This window comes from Haloferax prahovense DSM 18310 (genome assembly GCF_000336815.1).
Classification (GTDB): Archaea; Halobacteriota; Halobacteria; order Halobacteriales; family Haloferacaceae; genus Haloferax; species Haloferax prahovense.
The window spans coordinates 246,170-262,734 of sequence record NZ_AOLG01000008.1 but is presented as its reverse complement, the minus strand read 5'-3'; the positions used below and the strand labels follow the sequence as shown (position 1 = coordinate 262,734).

19 protein-coding genes are annotated in these 16,565 nt (G+C 68.4%); 7 read left to right on the top strand and 12 right to left on the bottom strand.

Features of this window, described 5'->3' with window-relative positions; translation table 11 throughout:
• Positions 1-62: 62 nt before the first annotated feature.
• A complete protein-coding gene (locus C457_RS01395) occupies positions 63-1,046 on the bottom strand; it encodes a replication factor C small subunit (RefSeq protein WP_008091272.1) in 984 nt (327 codons plus the stop codon).
• Positions 1,047-1,194: 148 nt separating this feature from the next.
• Here C457_RS01395 and samp2 point away from each other — a divergent pair, with 148 nt between their 5' ends.
• The 3 genes from samp2 to C457_RS01380 all read left to right on the top strand — a co-directional run bounded on the left by samp2 (position 1,195) and on the right by C457_RS01380 (position 2,317).
• Positions 1,195-1,395: a ubiquitin-like small modifier protein SAMP2 gene (gene samp2, locus C457_RS01390; protein WP_004973827.1), complete on the top strand. Its 201-nt coding sequence runs from the start codon at positions 1,195-1,197 to the stop codon at positions 1,393-1,395.
• A gap of 8 nt (positions 1,396-1,403) precedes the next feature.
• On the top strand, positions 1,404-1,859 hold the full coding sequence (locus C457_RS01385; protein WP_008091269.1) for a GNAT family N-acetyltransferase: 456 nt from the start codon (positions 1,404-1,406) through the stop codon (positions 1,857-1,859).
• A 77-nt stretch (positions 1,860-1,936) separates the two neighbouring features.
• Positions 1,937-2,317: a DUF7344 domain-containing protein gene (locus C457_RS01380; RefSeq protein WP_008091266.1), complete on the top strand. Its 381-nt coding sequence runs from the start codon at positions 1,937-1,939 to the stop codon at positions 2,315-2,317.
• Positions 2,318-2,328: 11 nt separating this feature from the next.
• Here C457_RS01380 and C457_RS01375 read toward each other — a convergent pair whose 3' ends face one another.
• From C457_RS01375 to larB, 4 genes are all read right to left on the bottom strand, one after another.
• Positions 2,329-3,702, bottom strand: a complete 1,374-nt coding sequence (locus C457_RS01375; protein WP_008091265.1) for a phosphoglucomutase/phosphomannomutase family protein — start codon at positions 3,700-3,702, stop codon at positions 2,329-2,331.
• A gap of 62 nt (positions 3,703-3,764) precedes the next feature.
• Positions 3,765-4,004, bottom strand: coding sequence for a GIY-YIG nuclease family protein (locus C457_RS01370; RefSeq protein WP_004973837.1), 240 nt, complete (start codon positions 4,002-4,004; stop codon positions 3,765-3,767).
• A gap of 94 nt (positions 4,005-4,098) precedes the next feature.
• Positions 4,099-4,248: a DUF7563 family protein gene (locus C457_RS21210; protein WP_187367346.1), complete on the bottom strand. Its 150-nt coding sequence runs from the start codon at positions 4,246-4,248 to the stop codon at positions 4,099-4,101.
• Between the two features lie 124 nt (positions 4,249-4,372).
• On the bottom strand, positions 4,373-5,131 hold the full coding sequence (gene larB / locus C457_RS01365; protein ID WP_008091263.1) for a nickel pincer cofactor biosynthesis protein LarB: 759 nt from the start codon (positions 5,129-5,131) through the stop codon (positions 4,373-4,375).
• Positions 5,132-5,317: 186 nt separating this feature from the next.
• On the opposite strand from larB, the gene C457_RS01360 reads away from it, so the two are divergent.
• The gene (locus C457_RS01360; protein ID WP_004045310.1) at positions 5,318-5,485 is read left to right on the top strand and encodes a DUF1931 family protein; all 168 of its coding nucleotides are present in this window, start codon (positions 5,318-5,320) and stop codon (positions 5,483-5,485) included.
• A 166-nt stretch (positions 5,486-5,651) separates the two neighbouring features.
• Here the strand turns inward: C457_RS01360 and rpiA are convergent, their stop codons facing one another.
• The 4 genes from rpiA to C457_RS01340 form a co-directional block, all read right to left on the bottom strand.
• Complete coding sequence (gene rpiA / locus C457_RS01355) at positions 5,652-6,344, bottom strand: ribose-5-phosphate isomerase RpiA (RefSeq protein WP_008091262.1); 693 nt, start codon at positions 6,342-6,344, stop codon at positions 5,652-5,654.
• Positions 6,345-6,394: 50 nt separating this feature from the next.
• The gene (locus C457_RS01350) at positions 6,395-7,519 is read right to left on the bottom strand and encodes an ORC1-type DNA replication protein (protein WP_004973842.1); all 1,125 of its coding nucleotides are present in this window, start codon (positions 7,517-7,519) and stop codon (positions 6,395-6,397) included.
• A 117-nt stretch (positions 7,520-7,636) separates the two neighbouring features.
• The gene (locus tag C457_RS01345; protein WP_008091260.1) at positions 7,637-7,906 is read right to left on the bottom strand and encodes a hypothetical protein; all 270 of its coding nucleotides are present in this window, start codon (positions 7,904-7,906) and stop codon (positions 7,637-7,639) included.
• An 83-nt stretch (positions 7,907-7,989) separates the two neighbouring features.
• Entirely contained in the window at positions 7,990-9,984 is a 1,995-nt protein-coding gene (locus C457_RS01340; RefSeq protein WP_008091258.1) for a MutS-related protein, read from the bottom strand.
• Between the two features lie 177 nt (positions 9,985-10,161).
• Here C457_RS01340 and larE point away from each other — a divergent pair, with 177 nt between their 5' ends.
• Complete coding sequence (larE, locus tag C457_RS01335; RefSeq protein WP_008091255.1) at positions 10,162-11,049, top strand: ATP-dependent sacrificial sulfur transferase LarE; 888 nt, start codon at positions 10,162-10,164, stop codon at positions 11,047-11,049.
• A gap of 45 nt (positions 11,050-11,094) precedes the next feature.
• On the opposite strand, the gene C457_RS01330 is transcribed toward larE, so the two are convergent.
• Positions 11,095-11,733, bottom strand: coding sequence for a histidine phosphatase family protein (locus C457_RS01330; protein WP_008091253.1), 639 nt, complete (start codon positions 11,731-11,733; stop codon positions 11,095-11,097).
• A 74-nt stretch (positions 11,734-11,807) separates the two neighbouring features.
• On the opposite strand from C457_RS01330, the gene C457_RS01325 reads away from it, so the two are divergent.
• The gene (locus tag C457_RS01325) at positions 11,808-12,290 is read left to right on the top strand and encodes an SRPBCC domain-containing protein (protein WP_008091251.1); all 483 of its coding nucleotides are present in this window, start codon (positions 11,808-11,810) and stop codon (positions 12,288-12,290) included.
• 30 nt (positions 12,291-12,320) lie between these two features.
• Here C457_RS01325 and C457_RS01320 read toward each other — a convergent pair whose 3' ends face one another.
• Complete coding sequence (locus tag C457_RS01320; RefSeq protein ID WP_008091249.1) at positions 12,321-12,644, bottom strand: hypothetical protein; 324 nt, start codon at positions 12,642-12,644, stop codon at positions 12,321-12,323.
• 120 nt (positions 12,645-12,764) lie between these two features.
• Entirely contained in the window at positions 12,765-14,225 is a 1,461-nt protein-coding gene (tatC, locus tag C457_RS01315) for a twin-arginine translocase subunit TatC (RefSeq protein ID WP_008091247.1), read from the bottom strand.
• Between the two features lie 130 nt (positions 14,226-14,355).
• Between tatC and C457_RS01310 the strand changes: the two genes are divergently transcribed.
• Complete coding sequence (locus C457_RS01310; RefSeq protein WP_008091246.1) at positions 14,356-16,512, top strand: twin-arginine translocase subunit TatC; 2,157 nt, start codon at positions 14,356-14,358, stop codon at positions 16,510-16,512.
• Positions 16,513-16,565 lie beyond the last annotated feature (53 nt).

Here is a 16,565-nt window from a genome sequence, read left to right as displayed (position 1 = left end):
GCGAAAACGAGGAGAGACCGGGGAGTGCGGCGGCCGGCGCGGCCGAGTCGGCCCAGTTCAGTTCAGTTCTGCGAGAGCGCGAGCGACGCGAGGAGCGCCTCGAGTTGGACCTGCTCGTTCGCGCCCTCGGAGATGCGGTAGTCGGCCTCGCCGATGCGTTCCATGAGGCGGACGGCCTCGCGCTCGCCGAGGTCGAACTCCCAGACGGAGCGATGAAGCTGGTCGATGATGTCGCCGCCGGCCATCCCGGTGTCGACGATGAGCGTCTCTAACTGCTTGCGCGCGGTCGTGAACTCGCCGTCGATGGCGGCCCGAACCATCTCCTCGATGTCCTCGGGGCGGGCCGTCGAGGTAATCATGTAGACGGCCTCCTCGTCGACGACTTCGCCGGTCGTCGCGGCGGCCTGCAGGGAGTTGATGGCGCGGCGCATGTCGCCGCCGGCGGCGTAGACGAGCGCGTCGAGGCCGTCCTCGGTGACCTCGATGTCCTCGGCCGCGGCGATGTCGCGGACCTGTTCCGCGACGGCGTCGTCGCCGAGCGGGGAGAAACGGAACACCGCACAGCGCGACTGGATGGGGTCGATAATCTTCGAGGAGTAGTTACACGAGAGGATAAACCGGGTGTTGTCGGAGAACTGCTCCATCGTCCGGCGGAGCGCCGACTGCGCGTCGTTCGTCAGCGAGTCGGCCTCGTCGAGGAAGATGACGCGGTAGTCGTGGCCGCCGAACGACGAGCGCGCGAAGTTCTTGATGCGGTCGCGGACCACGTCGATGCCGCGCTCGTCGGAGGCGTTGAGTTCGAGGAAGTTGCCGCGCCAGTCGTCACCGTAGATGGCGCGGGCGATGGCCGTCGCGGAAGTGGTCTTACCGACGCCCGCCGGTCCCGCGAACAGGAGGTGCGGCAGGTCGTCGCGCTCGATGTAGCTCCGCAGGCGCTCGACGATGTCGTCCTGTCCGTAGACGTCGTCGAAGGTCTGCGGTCGGTACTTCTCGATCCAGATCTCACGACCCGCCGGGGCGTCGCCCGACTCCGCGGCCTCGCTCATATCCGTTCTACCGACCGCCCCGCACATAAACCGTGCGAGACGGAGAGCCGGTGTGGCACCGACCCGGCGGCAGGTCGAACGCCGGGTCGCGGGGCCGCCGCGACGCCGAGCCGACGGACTGAAACCCGCGCCCGACCCACGAGCGACCATGAACGTGACCGTCGAGGTCGTCGGCGAGGAGACCAGCGAGGTCGCCGTCGGCGACGGCGGGACCTACGCGGACCTCGTGCGGGCGGTGGACCTCAGCCCACACGAGGTGACCGTCCTCGTCGACGGCCGCCCCGTCCCCGAAGACCAGCCCGTCGAAGTCGACCGCGTGAAGGTGCTCCGCCTCATCAAAGGCGGGTAGTCGGCGGCATGGACGACACCGCTAGGGCCGACGACGACACCACCCGGAGCGACGACGGAGTCCGCGTCCGCGAGGGCGACCCCGGGGAACTGGTGGCCGTGATGCGCGTCCTCGACGCCGGACTGCTCGAAGCCGACGCGGGCGATATCCGCGACCGACTGGCGGCGGGCGACTGTCTCGTCGCCGAGGCGTCCGGCCGCGTCGTCGGCGCGCTGGCGCTCGACGGCGACTATGTCGAGGCCGTGGCAACCTCACCGAGTCGCCGCGGGCGGGGCGTCGGAACCGCGCTCGTCCGGGCGGCTGTCGACCGAAGCGGACGACTCGTCGCCGACTTCGACGAGGGCGTCCGACCGTTCTACGAGTCGCTCGGGTTCGACATCGAAGAGCGAGGTGGGGACGCGAGAGCGGTCGCAGACACGGGCGCGGGCGACGACCGATTTCGCGGCGTCCTCCGGAACGCGTAGCGGCTTCAGAGATTGATGGATGTTACCAACCGACACAGATTTAGCCGCCGGTCGTCAAGGGCTAGGAAGTCAAGCCCATGGCAAAGCGTGACCGGAGCGACCGTATCCTGACCGACTGGGACCGCGTGTTCGACGCGCTCTCCGACCCGTCGCGCCGCTACGTGTTGGAGTACCTCCACGACCGGACGGAGCCGACGTCGGTCTGGGACCTCGCGGTCGCCCTCGCGGTGCGGACGACCGACCTGCCGCCCGACGAGGTGGACGTGCAGGTCGTCCAGCAGGCCGAGGTCGGAATCGTCCACGTCCACCTGCCGAAGCTTCAGGCCGCGGACCTCGTCGAGGCCGCGGGAGACGGCGTCTCGTTGACCGAGCACGCGGAGACGCTCCCGCTTTTCACGCCGGCGTACCGCGGGGTCGTCAGACCCGTCGGCGACGAAGAAGAGACGAGAGAGCCCTGAAAACGGCCCGCTCAGACGAGCGGTTCGACGAGTTCGCGGCCGGCTTCGAGGAGCGACGAGACTGCGTCTTCGCTCCCGGCCTCGGCGTAGACGCGCATCTTCGGCTCCGTGCCCGAGGGGCGGACGAGGAGCCACGAGCCGTCTTCTAAGAGCAGTTTGAAGCCGTCGAGCGTGACGACCTTGGCGATGTCGCGGCCGGCGACCGTCTCGGGGAGCACGTCCTCGAGGTCGTCGATGACGCGCGCCTTCTCGGAGTCGGGGCAGGCGACGCTTATCTTGTCGGCGACGATTTCGCCGTGTTCGGCCTCGATGCGGTCGAGGCGGGCGTCGAAGTCCTCTTCGGCGGTCGCGGCCGCCGCGAGCAGGCCCATGAGAACGCCGTCCTTCTCGCGGACGTGCCCGCGGACGGAGAAGCCGCCGGACTCCTCGCCGCCCATGAGCGCGTCGTGCTCACGCATGCCGTCGGCGACCCACTTGAAGCCGACCGCGGTCTCGAACACCTCCTCGCCGTGGGCCTCGGCGATGCGGTCGATGAGGAACGTAGTCGAGACGGTCCGGATAGCCGGCCCGGAGTCGGATTCGAGCAGGTAGTCGTAGACGGCGGCGAAAAAGAGGTTCTCGTCGAGGACGCCGCGGTCGGGCGTGGCGATGCCGATGCGGTCGGCGTCGCCGTCGTTGGCGACCCCGAGGTCCGCGTCGTGTTCGGCCATCGCCTCGGCGAGACCTTCGAGGTTCTCCGCGGAGGGCTCCGGTGAGATGCCGCCGAAGTCGGCGTCGCGCTCGCAGCGTAGGCGGACGACCTCCGCGCCGGCGGCTTCGAGCAGCGCGTCGGTGACGCCGCGGCCGCTGCCGTGCATGGCGTCGTAGACGACCGTGAGGTCCGAGAGGTCGTCGCCGACGAGGTCCATGGCGTGGTCGGCGTGCGGGGAGACCACGTCGACGCGCTCGATGGTCCCGCGTTCGGACTCTGGCAGGAGGTCCGGTTCGGCGAGTCGCTCGGCGACCGCGTCGGTCACGTCGGGGAGCGCCGGCGCGCCGTCCGAGGGGATGAACTTCACGCCGTTGTACTCCGGCGGGTTGTGCGAGGCCGTGACCATGAGTGCCCCCGAGAGGCCGCGCTCGGCGATGGCGTAGGCGACGAGCGGGGTCGGGCAGTCCCGCTCGGGCAGGAGCACGTCGAAACCGTTGCCGGCGACGACCTCGGCGAGCGACTCCGCGAAGCCGGGCGAGGTCTCGCGGGCGTCGTAGCCGACGAGCACCGGGGCGGTGAAGCCCTCGTCGGCGAGGTAGTCGGCGACGGCCTGTCCGACGATGCGGACGCGGTCGTCGGTGAAGGTGTCCAGCGTGGCGCGCCACCCGTCGGTCCCGAATGAGATTTCGTCCATACGCGCACCACTCCGCGGCGGGGCAAAAAACTACGTTACGAGCCGACGGGGAGGGGACGCGCTCACGACTCGACGAGCCGCTGTTTCTCCCGGCGGCGGAGCTGTTTTATCTCGTACTCACGGGACATGGCCGCCGACTTCGAGTCGAACTCCTCGACGTGGACGAGTTCGACCGGCGTCCGGCCGCGGGTGTACTTCGCGCCCTCGCCAGCGTCGTGTTCCGCGACGCGTCGCTCCACGTCGGTCGTGTACCCGGTGTACAGCGAGCCGTCGCTGCACTCGATGACGTAGACGAAGTGCACGAGAGAATGGTTCAGGGGCGCGGGTATGAACCCACCGCCCGACCTCGTGCACGAGGTGTTGGCTTCGCGTGGTGGTCTTTTCTCGCTTCAGTGGTCATGCGGTGCGGGCACGCTGCCGAGCGACCTCCGCGATACCCGCGTTCGCCGAGCAGTTGGGACAGGCGAGAACCTGACCGTCCTTGTCGGCGAACACGCGTGCGAAGCGCTCGGAGACGTGTGACCCGCAGTGGTCACAGACTGGCATTGTTGCGGTCCGGCAGCCACCAAGCCGGTGTATGACACACAGTACCCCACCCATATGAGGGCTTCGCGCGTGTGCGTACGCACGCGAAATCGCGCACGACCACGAGGTGGAGAATAACGTCCAGTCAGGCGTCGTCGCGGGCGTCCGAGACCGCGCGGGCGATGAGTCCGGCCTGCGCGCCGGCGATGTAGCCGGCGTCGACGTTCACCGCGGAGAGCACGGTACAGGACTGGAGCATCCCGAGGACGGCCGCCTCGCCGTCGCCGCCGTGGCCGTAGCCCGTCGAGACGGGCAGGCCGATGACGGGCGTGTCGACGAGTCCGGCGACGACGGTCGGCAGCGCGCCCTCGCGGCCGGCGGCGACGACGACCACGTCGGCCTCGCGGAGCGTGTCGAGGTGGTCGAGCACGCGACCGAGGTGGGCGACCCCCACGTCCTCGATGCGTTCGACGTCCACGCCCATCTCGCGAAGGACCGCGGCCGCCTCTCCCGCGGCCTCGGCGTCGGAGGTGCCGCCGGTGGCGATAGCGACGGTCGCGTCGAGGTCGGGGCGCTCGAAGTCCGGCGCGGCCGCGACGACGGTCTTCGCCCGGGCGTCGCGGTCGATGTCGGCGTCCGGGAGGGCGTCGGCGACGGCCTCCGCGTGAGCGGTGTCGGCCCGGGTGACGAGCGCCCGACCGCTCGTTTCGACCGCCGCGACGGCCAGCGTCGCCGTCTCGTCGGGTGTCTTCCCCTCCGCGAGAATCGCTTCGGGGACGCCGCGCCGCGTCTCTCGGGCGGCGTCGAACCGTCCCGCGTCGGTCGTCGCGTAGCCGGAGAGTCGTACCTCCGCCTCGGCGGGCGAGAGCGAACCGTCCGCGACCGCCTCCAAGATGTCGCGCATATGGCCGCACGTTGGCCCGAGGCGTACTCATACCCGTCGTTCCGCCCTCGCGGGGATAAAGCATATATAAGTGGAGATTGTTCCCGATAAATCCGTCCTCATAGAAGCGCCATAACCCCCAAATCCGGCGGTATTAACGTCCAATATAGGAAAGTTTATTAAAGGAGAATCGGTAGGACATTCTGTATGGCAGACCTCATTGTCAAGGCAGCCGTCAAGGAAGCGCTCAAGGACAAGAACGTGGCCTCGGACTTCTACGACGCTCTCGACGAGGAAGTCAAGGAGCTTCTCGAAGACGCTGCTCGCCGCGCTGAGCAGAACGACCGTAAGACGGTCCAGCCCCGCGACCTGTAAACTCGGTCTTTAGACCTCTCGTTCTTTTATCGCCGGCCGGTGAGCGCCGGTTGTGTCCCGCGAAGTGAGTCGACTCATCCCGTGAGCCGCGCCGGTCGAAGGCGTCCGTTCGAGCGCCGGACCACTCGGTCCACCTCAGAACGGTTCGAGCGCCGGACCAACCGAGTCAGTATTCGGTGACTTCGACGCCGTCGTCGGTGCCGACGTAGACCGCGTCCGCGAGGCCGACGAAGATGCCGTGTTCGACCGCGCCGGGAAGCGACGCGAGGTCGGCCGCGAGCGACTCGGGGTCGGCGATAGCGCCGAACTCGCAGTCGAGGACGAGGTTCCCGTTGTCGGTGACGACGGGACCGTCCTTGCGCTCGGCGCGGCGGAGCGTCGACTCGCCGCCGAGGTCGGAGACGCCCGCGGCGACGGTCGTCCGCGCCGACGGGAGCACCTCGATGGGGACGGGCCGCGAGAGCGTTTCCGCGGTCTTCGACGGGTCGGCGACGACGAGGAATCGGTCGGCGAAGGCGTCGACCACCTTCTCGCGGGCGTGGGCCGCGCCGCCGCCCTTGACGAGCGCACCGTCGGTCGTCGCCACCTGGTCGGCCCCGTCGATGGCGAGGTCGACCGCGTCGACTTCGTCGAGGTCGGCGAGAGGGATGCCGCACTCGCGGGCGAGTTCGCGGGACGCGAAGGAGGTCGGGACGCCCCGAACGTCGAGGCCGTCGGCGACGCGGTCGCCGATGGCGCGGATGGCGAAGGCGGTGGTGCTGCCGGTGCCGAGGCCGACGACGGTTCCGTCTTCGACCGCTTCGACCGCCGCCTCCGCAGCGCGGCGCTTCTGCGCGTCGGTTCCGCCGGTAGTCTTCATGGCTCAGCCGACTCGGCCGGCGAGTAAAAATGGTCCCGAAAGCGGCGGCGTCAGAGGCGGTCCAAGACCGCGTCCGCGTCGTAAGCCAGCGAGATGGCGCGGGTCCGGCCGCGCCCCTCGATTTCGGTGTAGCGCGCCTCGATGACGCCCAGTTGGTCCAGTTTGTTCACGAGTTCGGAGTAGCGCGTGTAGCCGAGGCCGGTCTCCTCGTTGAAGGCGTCGTACACCGCGCCGGCGCGCTCGCCGTCGTACTCGGCGACGACCCGGACGAGCTCGCGTTCGGGGTCCGAAAGTCCCTGCAAACACCGCGAGAGGTGGACGTACTTCGACTTGTCGTAGGCCGCCTCCACGTCCTCCATGTCGACCGTGCGGGAGGCGCGCATCTCGGCGTGGAGACCGGCGCGCCGAAGCAGGTCGATGCCGACTCGCAGGTCGCCGCTGTCGGCGGTGAACTCCGCGACCTGGTCGAGTTCGGGCGCGCCGATGACGTCCTCGTGGAAGCCGCGTTTCGACCGACCGCGGAGGATATCGACGATTTCGTCCACGTCGTAGCGGGGGAAGAACACCTCCTCGGGCCGGAAGACGCTCTGGACGCGCCCGTCGAGTTCGTCGATGACGTCGAGCGAGAGGTCCGACGAGATGATGATGACGCCGATGCGCGCGCCGGAGTGCGCCTCGTGGGCGCGGAGCAACGAGTAGAGCGTGTCGGACGCCTCGTTCTCGTAGAACAGGTAGTTCACGTCGTCGAGCGCGACGACGAGCACCTCGTCGTCCTCGACGAGGCGGTCGGTTATCTGGCCGAACAGCTTCTTGAACGAGATGCCCGACGACGGGGGTTCGTACTCGAAGATGTGCTCGAAGACGCGCGAGAACACCGCGTAGCGCGTCGAGTCGACCTGGCAGTTCACCCGGACGGTCCGGACGCCCGACTGCGTGCCCAACTCGCCGAACAGTTTCTGGACCGCGGTGGTCTTGCCCGTCCCCGGCGGCCCACGCACCATCGTGTTCAGGGGGCGAGAGCCGCGGACCGCGGGCCGGAGCGCGTACTTCAGGCTCCGCAGTTGGCTCTCGCGGTGGTTGAACGTCTCCGGAACGTGGTCGATTTCGAAGACGTGTTCGTCGCGGAACACGGTCTCGTCCCACGACAGCATCCCCTCTTCGGGGTCCTCCCTCATCGAGTGAAGTACCACGCGCGGGGGACTTAATCGTTTACCGCGGCGGCGTCCGACAGGGGGCGGACGCGTGCGCGTCGTCGCCACGGTTCGGTGGGAAGTCGCGAGCCGATACGTCACTTACTGAAGGAGCCGGACGATTCGGTAGCCGATGGCGACGAACAGAATCAGTCCGACCGCGCCGACGCCGAGGACGACCGGCGTTCCGCCGGTCTGCGAGAGCGCACTAAGCGCCGGAAGTACGAAGACGAACAGCACGAGGAACCCGCCGAACACCAGAAATAACAGGTAGACCGCGGTCCCGAGCACGTCCCAGATGGCGTTCTTCGTGGCGTGGTAGACGAGATCGTACTGCTGTCGTTCCTCGGGGGAGAGCGAATCGGAGGGCACGGGCGAAGTTGTCGGCAAGTCAATATAAATCGTGCGTCGACGCGGGCGACCGCGTCAGTCGAACGTCGCCACAGACGGTCGCGTCAGTCGAACTTCTCCAACAGTCGCCCGTAGAAGCTGGTCTCGTTCTCGCCGGCCAGTTTCTCCACGATGAGTTCCGGGGTCGACCGCGCGAGGTGGTCCTTCACGGGCGAGCGGTTGACGACGAGTTCGCCGCCTTCCAGCCCGACCGCCTCGATACCGTCCACAGCGACCGGCACGTCCGCGGCCTCGCGGATGCCGCCGGCGAGGTGCGAGACGAACACGGCCGCCGCGCCCTGTTCCGCGAGTTCTTCGAGGATGCCGGCGATGATTTTGGCCGACGCGCCGGGTTCGGTGATGCTCTCCAGTTCGTCCACGAGGACGAGCCGGTCGGCCGCGCCGTCGGTGAGCGCGGCGAAGTCGCGGAGCGTGCTCTCGAAGGCCCCGGCGTCGAGGGTTCCCTGCGACTTGGCGTAGTAGTGGAGTTCGGAAAAGCGCGAGAGCCGGACCGACTCGGCGGGCACGGGAAGTCCCATGTGCGCGAGGACGACGACGAGTCCCACGAGGTCGAGCGTCGAGGTCTTCCCACCGCTGTTGACGCCTGAGAGGAGCGTGACGCCCGACACCTCGTAGTCCACGGGGTCGACGTCCGCGAAGTCCACGTCGAGGAGGGGCGAGCGGCCGGCCTCGATGGCGAACGAGCCGGCTCCGTCGTCGCCGGCCGCGCCGGTGAACTCGGGGAAGACGCAGTCGAAGTCGCGGGCGAACCGCGAGACGGCGAGGCGCACGTCGAGTTCGAGCGCGTCGCGGACCAGCGTCTCGACGGGGTCGCGCAGGTCGCCGAGGTCGGCGGCGAGGTCGGCTTTCAGCTTCGCGGCGCGGCGGTCGCGGGCGGCCTTCAGTTCGGTCCGGAGCTGGCCGACCGCCTCCTCGTCGTGGCCGAGCGGGAACGACGGGTCCTCGGGGAAGACGCGCTCTGTCAAGTCGGCCTCGCCGGGGCGGAGCGACAGCGACTCCACGAGGTGGTCGCGGGCGGCCGAAAGCGCCTCGTCGAACTCGTCTTCGAGTTCGCGCGACAGCAGGGAATCGACGCGCGCGCCCTGCTCGACGAGCGAGAGGAAGTCGGTCCCTTCGATGGTCACGTCGCGCTCGCGAATCACGTCGCGGAGGCGGTCGTTGGCCACCGATTCGGCGGTCGAGACGGCCGTGTCGAGGTCGTCGACCGCGTTCGAGAGGCGTTCGAGTTCGTCGTCGCCGAGGACGGTCCCGTCGTCGGCCAATCGGGACAGGGCGTCGCGGAGGTCGGCGAGGTCACAGGGCGGAGAGAGTCCGGCGGCCTCGTGAACCGCGGCGGCGGCCGAAAGCGCCTCGCGGTTCGCGGCGAAGAAGGCGAGCAGTCGCTCGGGGACGACCTCGTCGGTCCGCTCGGCGGCGTCGGGGAGGACGCGCACGTCGCCGTCGACGTCGATGCCGGCGAACGACTCGTCGAGGACGACCACCGTCGAGTACGACCGCGCGAGTTCGGCGATGTCGCGGCCGTCCTCGACGACCTCGATTGAGAGTTCGGGGAACGCCTCCTTGGCGGCGGCGTAGCGCTCCGCGTCGGCGGTGGCGATACAGCGCTCGCGGACGCGACGCGGCTTCGGGTCCGCGAGGGGTTCGACGCCCGCCAGCGCCGCGAGCACGTCCGGGTCGGGGTCGAGGTCGGTCGCGTCGGCCGCGAACGTCCGGACCTCCTCGATACGCGAGGCCGACCCGGTGGGAAACAGCGTCTCCAGTCGCTTCTCGGCGTACGTCGTGACCGTCCGCGCCTGCAGGAGACCGAGCGCGTCGCGGTAGATTTCCGAGGCGCGGTCGGTGGCGAGAAAGCCGCCGGAGTCGTCGTGGTCGCGGCGAATCGCCCCGCGGGCGATGGCCGCCGCCCTGCCCTCCGTGAGCCCCGGTGCCCGCGCGAGCGCCGCCACGTCGCCGTCGGTGAGCGCTCGCTCGGCGTCGTCGAGTTCCGCGAGCGCGGCGGCGGTCTTCTCGCCGACGCCCGGGATGGTCTCGAAGTCCATTCGGCCGGACCTATCGCGGCATAGGACAAAAAGTCGCGGGGTGGTGACTCCGGGACGACGCGCCGGTCGCGCCGCCGCGGGAGCGCTCGTCTCGTCCGATTCGGGGGCGCGTGCGCCCTTCGCGGTCGTTCGCGCCGGGGACGAGGGGCTTTTGACCGTCGGCCGGGAAGGGAGGCCATGAGCGAGCGAGATACCGCGGCGAAGGCCGACGCAGTACGCGAGGCGCTCGCGGAGCGCGAGAGCGTCCTCATCGCCTTTTCGGGCGGCGTGGACTCCAGCGTGGTCGCCGCACTCGCCCACGACGCGCTCGGCGAGAACGCGGTCGCCTGCACCGCGAAAAGCGAGACCCTCCCGGACGCCGAGTTGGACGACGCGAAGCGCGTCGCCGAGGAAATCGGCATCGAACACCTGACCGTCGAGTTCTCCGAGTTGGACAACCCCGACTTCGTCGCCAACGACGACGACCGGTGTTACCACTGCCGGACGATGCGCCTCGGCCGGATGTACGAGGCCGCCCGCGACCGCGGCATCGAAGCCGTCTGCGACGGGACGAACGCCTCGGACCCCGGCGAGGGCCATCGCCCCGGCCTCCGCGCCGTCGAGGAGTTGGAGGTGCTATCGCCGCTTCTCGCCCACGACATCACGAAAGAGGAGGTCCGCGCCATCGCCGACGAGTACGACCTGTCGGTCGCCGACAAGCCCTCCATGGCCTGTCTCTCCTCGCGGATTCCGACCGGCCTCGAAGTCACCGAAGAGCGGCTCTCGCGGGTCGAACGCGCCGAGACGATTCTGCGCACGTGGGGCTTCGAGCAGTTCCGCGTCCGCGACCACGACGGCCTCGCCCGCATCGAGGTCGCGCCGGATGAACTCGACCGCGCCCTCGACGCCGACTTCGTCCGCGCCGCCCGCGACCACCTGAAGGACGCCGGCTTCGACCACGTCACGCTCGACCTCCACGGCTACCGGACGGGAAGCGTCAGCCCCGCGGCCGAGGCGGACGCCGACTCGGGCGACGACCTCCTCGTGGACGACGTGTTCGCGCAGGACTACCCGATGCGGAAGTAGCTGAGAGATAACAGTCAGAAACTCGGACCAGACCGCCGAACCGACCTACGTCGTCAGAAACCGCGTCTCGTTCTCGGCGACGACGTGGATGGGCGGTTCGTCACCGTCGTCGCTCAGTTCGACTTCGAACTCACACAGGCCACCGTTGTCGAGCGATTGCGACAGCATCGCCTCGACGATGTCGAGGCCCTTCACCTCACCGAGCGACAGCCGAATCGGCGCGCCGTGGCTGACGACGAGCACCGTCTCGTCGGCGTCGAGCGAGTCAGCGAGCCCCTCGTGGGCGTTGAGGACGCGTCGGCGGACCTCGACGAGGCTCTCACCGCTCGGCGGACGCTCGCGGGCGGCGGGCGTGCCGACCGCCGAGAGGGCGTACTGCGGGTAGCGGTCGGTGAGTTCGTCGAACTCCAGTCCCTGCAGCGAGCCCACGTCGCGCTCGCGCCACGCGGAGTCGAGGACGGGTTCGAGGCCGAGTTCGCGGGCGATGGGGCGGGCGGTCTCTTGGGCGCGTTCGATGTCGGAGGAGACGAGGCGGTCGACCTCGTAGGAGTCCGCGACGTGGCGCGCGAGGGCGTCGGCCTGCGCGCGGCCGCGCTCGGTGAGCGACACGGGGGCCCACCCCTGTACGCGCCCGGCGCGGTTCCACGTCGTCTCGCCGTGTCTGGCGAGAAGGAGGGTTGCCATACGTCCGTCTCTCTCCCCATCGGCAATGAACGTTCCGCGCGAGATTCACGGTCTCGGCGCGCCAACTGTTAGGTATGGCACACGAAATCGAGACGAGCATCGAGATAGACGCCCCACCTGAACGGGTGTGGGAAACCCTCGTCGACTTCGACCGCTACCCCGAGTGGAACCCGTTCATGCGAATCGCCGGGCGACCGAACGAGGGCGCGACGCTCACCGTCCACCTGCGGCCGCCGGGCGGCCGCGAGTCGGAGTTCGAACCCGACGTGGTCCGCTGCGAGAACCACCGCGAACTGCGCTGGCTCGGCCACCTCGTCTTCCCGGGGCTGTTCGACGGCGAACACCGGTTCCGCCTCGAACCGCTCGACGGCGGCGAGCGCACGCGCTTCGAGCACGCGGAGACGTTCTCCGGCGTCTTCGCCGGACTCCTGTTGCGGTTCGTCGGCGAGCAGACCCGGGCGGGGTTCGTCGCCATGAACGAGGGGCTGAAGACGCGCGTCGAGGGAGCGGTCGCGGCCGAGGAGCGAGAGGGTACGGAGTCCTCGAACGCGGCGTGATTCCTCGCGCTCTCCGGGATGTTCGACGCGTTACAGCGACTCGCCGCAGAAACGGCAGGTGTCCCGGTCGGCTTCCTCCAGCGAGTGGCAGTTTGGACAGGAGACGGTCTCGGTGCGGGCGGACGGGACGCCGTTCGGCGACCCCGAATGACCGGGCGTGCCGCGGCCCATCCCGGGTTCGTCGCGCCCGAGGTTGAGGTACAGCGCCAAGCCCAGAATCCCCCCGACGAACACCGAGAGGCCCCAGAGGAAGGCGTTGTGCGAACTGTGTCTGGTCGCGTCGATGCCGGCCCAGACGCTCACGACGAACCAGAGCGGGAGGGCGACCACCGACAGGGCGATGAGGTCGGCCATCGTGTGTGTTTTCTAACCATTTTGAAATAGGTCTTCTGACCGGTCAGCGTTCGGCAGAAACGGAGAGAACTGGCGGAGGAACGAGGAAGGAACGAGGAAGAAACGAAGGGCAGACCGGTGTCAGTTTCCGGTCCAACGCAAGACCGCGAGCGTCCCCTCGAACAGGACAATCATCGTGGCGCCGATGATGATGGGTGCCATCCCCGTCGGGTCGGGGCTGACGAGGAACGCGAGGCCGAGGAACGCGCCCCAAAACAGCAGACGGCGGTCTTCGAGCCACTGCCGAGTGACGAGGTTCATCATGATGGCCAGTTCCACGAACAGCGGAATCTGGAAGACGACCGCCATGTAGCCCATCAGGATGAGGATGAGGTTGAACGTCTCTTTGAGGCCGAACGCGACGACCGCCGTCCCCTCGGTGTAGGAGGTGAAGTACGCGAAGATGGCCGGGAGCACCACGAAGTGCGCGAACAGGACGCCGACGAGCGCGAGGATGAGGCTCGTCGGCACGGCCGCGAGGTAGTACTTGCGCTCTTTCGGGTAGAGGCCGGGGCGCATGAACAGGTACGTCTCGTAGACGAACACGGGGAGGCCGATGACGGTGCCGGCGAGGCCGGCGACCTTCAGTTTGGTGAGGATGAGTTCGAGCGGACCGTAGAGCCGCGGCCGGCGGTCCACGATGGTGTCCGCGCCGGGGATGTGGGAGTTCCAGAGGAAGTTGATAACGTCGGTCGCGCTCGGGATGTGGATGCCGAAGGCGGCCTGCGTGTCGACGAGCGCGTTGAGGATGTCCGCGCCGGGGAAGAGCACGAGCGTAATCGCGCCGGCGACGCCGAGGACGACCGCCAACCGGCGAATCATCTCCTCGATGTGGGCGGTCAGCGGCATCTCCTGGTCGCTCTCGGGTGCCTCGCCGACGAGGCCACCAACGTCTTCGTCGTCGAAGTCGTCGCCCTCGAACTCAGGGTCGTCGAAGTCGGCGTCCTCGACGGAGACGGACGACGGAGCCACGCCGCCCACCTCGTCCTCGCCGGTCAGCGCCGGGCTCGCGCCGTCGGCCGCCGCGTCCGGTCCGGCGTCGTCGGACGACTCGTCGCTCGAATCGTCGTACGTCCCCTCGGGCACGTGCGAGGTGTGTTCGTCGTCGGCGAGGAGACGCGGTTCGTCGTCGGAGTTGTCGGCATCGTCGCTATCACCGGTACTTCCGGAAAAATCGGCATCAGCGTCGGAGTCCTCGACGCCGTCATCCGAATCGGAATCGTCCGCGTCCTCTTCGGAAGCAGAATCGTCCGCGTCCTCTTCGGAAGCAGAATCGTCCGCGTCCTCTTCGGGAGCCGCATCAGTGTCGGCGTCGCCGGCGTCGTCTTCCGTCTCGTCGGTATCGGCGTCGTCGGAAGCGTCGTCGGCAGACCCGTCGGTAACGGTCTCGTCTCGCGGGGTGACTCGACCGTAAACCGGACCGTCAGACGACGAAGACCCGTCGTCGTCAGACTCGTCGGACGAGCGCTGGTCGGCGTCGTCCGAGGCGTCCGTCTCGTCGTCGGCCGCAGAGAGCCCTGTGTCGCGCTCCTCGTCCGCCATTCAGGTGTCCTACGCTTCCGGCCAGTTATAGGTCTTTTCGCATCGCGCCGAGGAGGCGCGTCGAGGGAGCCGAAATCACGCCCGCGGTGAAAAAGATTGATAACCGCCAGACTGCTTTCGCCACGTACGTATGTCCAGCGCCCTCGACGAGGACACCCAACAGACCATCGCGGCGGGCCGCGAGACCGCCGGTGCGATGCTCCGAGCGGCGCAAAAAGACCTCCAGAAGGTCTTCATCGTCTTCCTCGTCGGGTTCCTCGGAACGTTCTACGCGCTCCGACTCTACGTCTGGGAGTTCTTCCGGGGCGTGACCAAGGCACAGATGGACGCCAGCATCGCCGGCGACGTCAGCATCATCGCCCAGACGCCGTTCGACGTCATTCTCCTGCAGGCGAAAATCGGACTCGTCGTAGGGGTTCTCTTCGCACTCCCGCCGTTCATCTACGTCTCGCGGGACGCGCTGAAAGCCCGCGGCGCGTGGCCGAAATCGCCCGTCGCGCCGTGGAAACTCGCGCTCATCGGGCTGACGATGGTCGTGCTGTTCGCCGCGGGCGTCGCCTACGGCTACTTCGTCTTCTTCCCGTTCACGTTCGCGTTCCTCGCGCAGAACGCGCTGTCGGCCGGCTTCACGCCGAGTTACTCCATCGTGAAGTGGGCGCAGTTTATCTTCCTGCTCACGCTCTCGTTCGGCCTCGCGAGCCAGCTTCCGCTCGCGATGACCGCGCTCTCCTACGCCGAAATCGTCCCTTACGAACTGTTCCGCGACAAGTGGCGGCACGCCGTCGTCGGCATCTTCGCGTTCGGCGCGCTGTTCACCCCGCCGGACCCGTTCACCCAAATCATGTGGGCGGTACCCGTCATCACGCTGTACGCCTTCAGCCTCTATCTCGCCCGCGTGGTCGTCACGGCCAAACGCGGCAGCGAGAAGATGGACGTCAAGGCGACGGCGACTCACCACTGGAACCTCCTCGCGGGCGTCGGCGTCGTCGGCGGCCTCCTCGTCTACGCCTTCTACGAGTACGGCGGCGTCGGTCTCGTCAACGACGGACTCGCCGCGGTCGGAAGCGACTACGTGTTCCTCGACCCCGGTTCGGGGCTCGTGCTGGGCGCGTTCGTCGTCGCCGGCGGCGTCGTCGGCCTGGCGTTCGGCCTCGCCTACCTCGTCTACCGCGACATCGAGCGGCTCGAACGGACCGAAGTCGGCGTCGGCGACCCCTCGAAGCTCGACCTCTCCGCGCTCGACGTGGCGGGCGTCCGCGCCGCGCCGCCCGAGGTCTTCGCCGACCGCGACGAAGACGAGATTATGAGCCTCGCGTCAGCCGCCATCGACGACGGCGACAAGGCCAAAGCGCAGGCCCTCATCGACCGGTTCGACGAGGCCGAAGCGGACCGCGAAGCCGAGGCGGCCGCGGCCGAAGACGAACCGGGCGAACTCGAAGACCGGACGACCCGCGCGGGCGGCGCGTTCTTCTCCGAACTGACCGGAGGCGAGACCGACGAGGACGATATCGGCGGCTACTACACCGACATCGCGTTCATCGTCGACTCCGTCACCTCGCGGGCGTTCTGGGTCGTCGGCTGGTTCATGCTCGTCCTCGCGTCGACGTTCGGCTGGCTCTACACGGGCGGCATCAGGGACGTCTACGAGGACTTCCTCGGCCGACTACCCGCCGCGGTGACGCCGGAAGAAGTCCTCAACGTCGTCGCGCTCCACCCGATGGAGGCGCTCATCTTCGAGGTGAAGTTCTCGACGATTCTGGCCGTGCTGGCGACCCTGCCGCTCGTCGCGTACTTCGCGTGGCCCGCGCTCCGGGAACGCAACATCATCCGCAAGCGCCGTCGGACCGTCTTCCTGTGGACCGGCGCGCTCGTCGGCGGCCTCCTCGGCGGCTTCGCGCTCGGCTACAGCTACGTCGCGCCGACGGTCATCACGTTCCTCGTCGAGGACGCCATCGCGGCGAACATGATAATCTCCTACCGCATCACCAACTTCTTCTGGCTCATCTTCTTCACCACCGCGGGTATCGGCCTCCTCGCCGACATCCCCATCCTGATGGTGCTTCTCAACACCGCCGGCATCAGCTACCGCATGATGCGGAAGCGCTGGCGCGAGGTCACGGTGTTCATCCTCGCCATCTCGGCGGTGTTCACCCCCGCGAGCATCACGACGATGTTCATGGTAACGCTCCCGCTGATGGCCGCCTACGGCGTCGGTCTCGGCATCCTGTTCGTGCTGACGGTCGGCGGCCGGCGCGATCTCTCGCCCGCCCGCGGCGCAGCGGAGTGAAGACCGGTACCACAGCGACCGGCGCGCCGACTCGCCGACCCGAAAAACGCGCC

Excerpts from the sequence above, each read along its gene's own strand:
- C457_RS01395 (WP_008091272.1), bottom strand. The coding sequence starts at position 1,046 with ATGAGCGAGGCCGCGGAGTCGGGCGACGCCCCGGCGGGTCGTGAGATC.
- samp2 (WP_004973827.1), top strand. The coding sequence starts at position 1,195 with ATGAACGTGACCGTCGAGGTCGTCGGCGAGGAGACCAGCGAGGTCGCC.
- C457_RS01385 (WP_008091269.1), top strand. The coding sequence starts at position 1,404 with ATGGACGACACCGCTAGGGCCGACGACGACACCACCCGGAGCGACGAC.
- C457_RS01380 (WP_008091266.1), top strand. The coding sequence starts at position 1,937 with ATGGCAAAGCGTGACCGGAGCGACCGTATCCTGACCGACTGGGACCGC.
- C457_RS01375 (WP_008091265.1), bottom strand. The coding sequence starts at position 3,702 with ATGGACGAAATCTCATTCGGGACCGACGGGTGGCGCGCCACGCTGGAC.
- C457_RS21210 (WP_187367346.1), bottom strand. The coding sequence starts at position 4,248 with ATGCCAGTCTGTGACCACTGCGGGTCACACGTCTCCGAGCGCTTCGCA.
- larB (WP_008091263.1), bottom strand. The coding sequence starts at position 5,131 with ATGCGCGACATCTTGGAGGCGGTCGCGGACGGTTCGCTCTCGCCCGCC.
- C457_RS01360 (WP_004045310.1), top strand. The coding sequence starts at position 5,318 with ATGGCAGACCTCATTGTCAAGGCAGCCGTCAAGGAAGCGCTCAAGGAC.
- rpiA (WP_008091262.1), bottom strand. The coding sequence starts at position 6,344 with ATGAAGACTACCGGCGGAACCGACGCGCAGAAGCGCCGCGCTGCGGAG.
- C457_RS01350 (WP_004973842.1), bottom strand. The coding sequence starts at position 7,519 with ATGAGGGAGGACCCCGAAGAGGGGATGCTGTCGTGGGACGAGACCGTG.
- C457_RS01340 (WP_008091258.1), bottom strand. The coding sequence starts at position 9,984 with ATGGACTTCGAGACCATCCCGGGCGTCGGCGAGAAGACCGCCGCCGCG.
- larE (WP_008091255.1), top strand. The coding sequence starts at position 10,162 with ATGAGCGAGCGAGATACCGCGGCGAAGGCCGACGCAGTACGCGAGGCG.
- C457_RS01330 (WP_008091253.1), bottom strand. The coding sequence starts at position 11,733 with ATGGCAACCCTCCTTCTCGCCAGACACGGCGAGACGACGTGGAACCGC.
- C457_RS01325 (WP_008091251.1), top strand. The coding sequence starts at position 11,808 with ATGGCACACGAAATCGAGACGAGCATCGAGATAGACGCCCCACCTGAA.
- C457_RS01320 (WP_008091249.1), bottom strand. The coding sequence starts at position 12,644 with ATGGCCGACCTCATCGCCCTGTCGGTGGTCGCCCTCCCGCTCTGGTTC.
- tatC (WP_008091247.1), bottom strand. The coding sequence starts at position 14,225 with ATGGCGGACGAGGAGCGCGACACAGGGCTCTCTGCGGCCGACGACGAG.
- C457_RS01310 (WP_008091246.1), top strand. The coding sequence starts at position 14,356 with ATGTCCAGCGCCCTCGACGAGGACACCCAACAGACCATCGCGGCGGGC.